The organism is Aquabacterium sp. (assembly GCF_030652515.1).
Taxonomy (GTDB): Bacteria; Pseudomonadota; Gammaproteobacteria; order Burkholderiales; family Burkholderiaceae_C; genus Aquabacterium.
On the sequence record NZ_JAUSAR010000087.1, the window covers coordinates 1 to 3,756 of the forward strand.

Genomic DNA, 3,756 nt, shown 5'->3' on the forward strand with positions numbered 1-3,756 from the left:
ATCAACGGGAACCTACCAAAATGCCAACGATCAATCAGCTCGTTCGCCATGGCCGCAAGGTCGAGGTGACGAAATCCAAATCGCCTGCGATGCAAAATTGCCCGCAGCGTCGTGGCGTGTGCACTCGCGTGTACACCACCACGCCTAAAAAGCCTAACTCCGCTTTGCGTAAGGTCGCCAAGGTGCGCCTGACCAACGGTTTCGAGGTCATCTCCTACATCGGCGGCGAAGGCCACAACCTGCAAGAACACAGCGTCGTGCTGGTTCGCGGCGGTCGTGTCAAGGACTTGCCGGGTGTGCGTTACCACATCGTGCGTGGCTCGCTCGACTTGCAAGGCGTGAAAGACCGCAAGCAATCGCGCTCCAAGTACGGTGCCAAGCGCCCCAAGAAGACCAAGTAAAGCTGGTCTGACAAGAATGTCGGTTGCTGCACCTTCATGCCCACGTCACACAGTGACAGCAAGCTGAAAGCCAACCGAAATGGCGGTGGTTCTGGGCGTTGTGCCCGAGTCCATCGAGTAAGTGGAAGGTTGATGACAACCTCCGCGATGTGGGTCGAAAGCCCCCATCAACTGAAGCATTGAAAGGAAACGAAATGCCTCGTCGTCGTGAAGTACCCAAGCGTGACATCCTCCCCGATCCCAAATTCGGAAGTGTCGATCTGTCCAAGTTCATGAACGTGATCATGGAATCGGGCAAGAAGGCCGTTGCCGAACGCATCATCTACGGTGCGCTCGAGCAAGTCGAAAAGAAGGCTGGCAAGGACCCGCTGGAGATTTTCAACATCGCTCTTAACAACATCAAGCCCATGGTCGAGGTCAAGTCTCGCCGTGTGGGTGGTGCGAACTACCAGGTTCCCGTTGAAGTTCGCCCCTCCCGCCGTGTGGCCCTCGCCATGCGCTGGTTGAAAGAGTCGTCGCGCAAGCGTTCGGAAAAGTCGATGGCCCAGCGTTTGGCCAACGAACTGCTGGAGGCCTCTGAAGGCCGCGGCGGCGCGATGAAGAAGCGTGATGAAGTCCACCGCATGGCTGAAGCCAACAAGGCGTTCTCGCACTTCCGCTTCTGATCCACCCGCAGTAATGCAAAAAAGCTGCCTGCACTGGTTGCAGGCAGCGTGATTTTTGGAGTCACACCATGTCCCGCAAGACCCCGATTGAGCGCTACCGCAACATTGGTATCTCGGCTCACATCGACGCTGGCAAGACCACGACGACCGAGCGCATCCTGTTCTACACAGGCGTGAACCACAAGATTGGTGAAGTGCACGAAGGCGCTGCCACCATGGACTGGATGGAGCAGGAGCAAGAGCGCGGCATCACGATCACGTCGGCCGCGACGACCTGTTTCTGGAAGGGCATGGACATGTCCTACCCTGAACACCGTTTCAACATCATCGACACCCCCGGACACGTCGACTTCACCATTGAAGTCGAACGTTCGATGCGCGTGCTCGACGGTGCCTGCATGGTTTACTGCGCTGTGGGCGGCGTTCAGCCCCAGTCCGAAACCGTGTGGCGTCAGGCGAACAAGTACGGCGTGCCCCGCCTGTCCTTCGTCAACAAGATGGACCGCACCGGTGCCAACTTCTTCAAGGTCTACGACCAACTGAAGCTGCGCCTGAAGGCCAACCCCGTGCCCGTGGTGATCCCCATCGGCGCCGAAGAAAACTTCCAGGGCGTGGTCGACCTGCTCAAGATGAAGGCCATCTATTGGGATGAAGCCTCGCAGGGCATGAAGTTCGACTACCGCGAGATCCCCGAAGAGCTCAAGGCCGAAGCCACCAAGTGGCGTGAAGGCATGGTCGAGGCCGCCGCCGAAGCCAACGAAGAGCTGATGAACAAGTACCTGGAAACGGGTGACCTGTCTGAGGAAGAGATCAAGCTGGCCCTGCGCACGCGCACCATCGCCTGCGAAATCCAGCCCATGCTGTGCGGTACCGCCTTCAAGAACAAGGGCGTGCAACGCATGCTCGACGCGGTCATCGACTACCTGCCCTCGCCAATCGACATCCCGCCGGTTGAAGGCACGGACGACGACGACCAGCCCACCAGCCGCCGCCCTGACGACAACGAAAAGTTCTCGGCCCTGGCGTTCAAGCTGATGACCGACCCCTACGTTGGTCAGTTGACCTTCGTGCGCGTGTACTCGGGCATCCTGAACTCCGGCGACTCGGTCTACAACCCCATCAAGGGTAAGAAAGAGCGCATCGGCCGGATCCTGCAGATGCACGCCAACCAGCGTGAAGAAATCAAGGAAATCGTGGCCGGCGACATCGCCGCTTGCGTGGGCTTGAAGGACGTCACGACCGGCGAAACCTTGTGTGATGGCGACAACATCATCACGCTGGAAAAGATGGTCTTCCCTGAGCCCGTGATTGCACAGGCCGTGGAACCCAAGACCAAGGCCGACCAGGAAAAGATGGGCATCGCCCTGTCACGCCTGGCCGCTGAAGATCCTTCCTTCCGCGTCAAGACGGACGAAGAATCGGGTCAGACCATCATCGCCGGCATGGGCGAGCTGCACCTGGAAATCATCGTCGATCGCATGAAGCGCGAATTCGGCGTGGAAGCCAACGTCGGCAAGCCGCAAGTGGCCTACCGTGAAACCATTCGCAAGAAGGTCACGGACGTCGAAGGCAAGTTCGTGCGTCAATCGGGCGGTAAGGGTCAATACGGCCACGTCGTGCTGACCGTCGAACCGCAAGAACCCGGCAAGGGCTTCGAGTTCGTCGACGCCATCAAGGGCGGTGTGGTTCCTCGTGAATTCATCCCCGCGGTTGAAAAGGGTGTCATCGACTCCCTGACCAATGGCGTGCTGGCCGGTTACCCCGTCGTCGACCTGAAGGTCACCCTGACCTTCGGTTCGTACCACGACGTGGACTCGAACGAAAACGCGTTCAAGATGGCCGCTTCGATGGGTTTCAAGGACGGTTGCCGCAAGGCTTCGCCTGTGATCCTCGAGCCCATGATGGCCGTTGAAGTCGAAACACCGGAAGACTATGCCGGTACCGTGATGGGCGATCTGTCCTCACGTCGCGGCATGGTGCAAGGCATGGACGACATGGTCGGCGGCGGCAAGGTCATCAAGGCCGAAGTCCCCTTGTCGGAAATGTTCGGCTACTCGACTTCGCTGCGTTCGGCCACTCAAGGTCGTGCCACGTACTCCATGGAGTTCAAGCACTACTCTGAAGCGCCCAAGAACGTGGCCGACGCCATCATCACCGCGCGCGGTAAGTAAATTCAAAGCCGGTCTTCGGCACCACGCTCGGCGTGGTTGGCCTGCTGCCCGTGGCGGGCCAGTGCTGGAGACCTTAAACATGCACGGGCAACTGTTCTTTGCTCTCTAGGAGATTGAAATGGCAAAAGGTAAATTCGAACGGACCAAGCCGCACGTCAACGTCGGCACGATTGGTCACGTTGACCACGGCAAGACCACGCTGACAGCAGCCATCACCACCGTGTTGGCCAAGGCCTTCGGTGGCGAAGCCAAGGCGTACGACCAGATTGACGCAGCGCCCGAAGAAAAGGCCCGCGGCATCACCATCAACACCGCGCACGTCGAGTACGAAACCAAGAATCGTCACTACGCGCACGTTGACTGCCCCGGTCACGCCGACTACGTCAAGAACATGATCACCGGCGCTGCCCAGATGGACGGCGCGATCCTGGTGTGCTCGGCCGCTGACGGCCCGATGCCCCAAACGCGTGAACACATCCTGCTGTCCCGCCAGGTGGGCGTGCCTTACATCATCGTCTT

Annotated in this window: 4 protein-coding genes; all 4 read left to right on the forward strand. The window is 59.1% G+C overall.

All coding sequences use genetic code 11. The annotated features are described in order from the left end of the window. Window positions 1–20 precede the first annotated feature (20 nt). Window positions 21–401 (forward strand): 30S ribosomal protein S12, encoded by a 381-nt coding sequence (gene rpsL, locus Q7V20_RS11140; protein WP_230182817.1) that lies wholly within the window; start codon window positions 21–23, stop codon window positions 399–401. Window positions 402–595: 194 nt separating this feature from the next. Continuing rightward, a complete protein-coding gene (gene rpsG, locus Q7V20_RS11145; RefSeq protein WP_230182818.1) occupies window positions 596–1,066 on the forward strand; it encodes a 30S ribosomal protein S7 in 471 nt (156 codons plus the stop codon). A 68-nt stretch (window positions 1,067–1,134) separates the two neighbouring features. Beyond that, entirely contained in the window at window positions 1,135–3,237 is a 2,103-nt protein-coding gene (fusA, locus tag Q7V20_RS11150) for an elongation factor G (protein ID WP_304790668.1), read from the forward strand. 118 nt (window positions 3,238–3,355) lie between these two features. Beyond that, window positions 3,356–3,756: GTP-binding protein (locus Q7V20_RS11155; protein ID WP_304790671.1), on the forward strand; the 401-nt coding region annotated here is incomplete at its 3' end.